A 1,192-nucleotide genomic window follows, 5' to 3' on the forward strand; every position below is an offset into this window, starting at 1 on the left:
GGGGCAAACGTTTCAAGCGTATACAGAAGAATTAAAGAGAGAAGTGGTTCGTCTGAAAGTGGAGGAAGGTTGGTCATATCGCCAGATTCGTGAGCGTTTTGGTATTAAAAGTGATGCACAGATAGCCAGTTGGGTGAAGAAAGTGCAGAATAACGAGTCTTTTGAAGATCAACGTGGTGTATGGAACCGTAAGAATTTTTCTAGTGTCGAAGAGGAAAATACCTATCTAAAAGCGCAGGTGGATTATTTAAAAAAGCGCAATCCAAATCTACATGGGAAGGAATGGTCCTGAAAGCCGAAAGGTTTCAAATAATCGATGGTTTGAGGAAAACGTACCCACTTTCGTGGCTATTAACAATCGCTGAAGTTTCAAAGGCTGGATACTACAAATGGCGGAAGACACATTCTGCTCGTTCTTTGCGACTTGAGAAAAATTTATGGATAAAGGAACATATTTTAGCCATCCATAAGCTACACCCCTACTACGGATATAAACGGATGACTGGAGCTTTGTCCAGAGAAGGAATCGTTGTAAACCACAAGCGTGTTCGTCGATTAATGAGAGAGTTGGGGGTCCAATCAGTCATTCGGAAGAAACGCCCTTTCTACGGTCGAAGAGGGTCAGTTGTATTTCATAATGTCTTAAATCGTGAATTCTACGCAGAGATGAGGTTTCATAAGTTAGTAACAGATATAACCTATGTACGGATTGGAGACACGTTTGCCTACCTTTCCGCCGTTTTAGATTTGTATAATAATGAAATTGTTGCATGGGAAGTTTCTACACGAAATGATCTTGAATTGGTTCATAATACGCTAAACCAGCTAAGGGACAAGCCGTTTAGCAAGGGGGCTCTCCTGCACTCAGATCAAGGATTCCAATATACGACGAAATCATATGAAAATCAGGTGAAGGAACTCGGCATTCGAGGAAGCCACTCTCGTCGTGGCAATTGTCACGACAACGCGTGTATAGAAAGCTTCTTCTCACATTTAAAAACAGAAAAGTTATATTTAACATGTCCAAAAACAGCAGAGCAAGCTTATCTAGCTATTCAAGAGTATATAGAGTTTTACAATACGGCTCGCTTTCAAGAGAAATTCAACGGCCTTTCCCCAATTGAATATCGAGAAAAGGCCGCAGCTTAAAAAATACTCTTTTTTTATTGTCTACTTGACAGGGTTATGTGCA

General features: G+C 40.7%; 1 protein-coding gene. It reads left to right on the forward strand.

The genetic code is table 11. The features are described from left to right. Nucleotides 1-1,149, forward strand: a protein-coding gene (locus AC2YHV_RS27540) for an IS3 family transposase (protein ID WP_487374602.1) whose coding sequence is annotated in 2 segments (ribosomal slippage) — nucleotides 1-248 and nucleotides 248-1,149 — 1,150 coding nt annotated over the 2 segments. Because the reading frame shifts where the segments join, the coding sequence is not laid out codon by codon here. This gene is flagged as partial in the annotation. Nucleotides 1,150-1,192: the final 43 nt, after the last annotated feature.

This window comes from Peribacillus sp. SRI_006 (assembly GCF_057586375.1).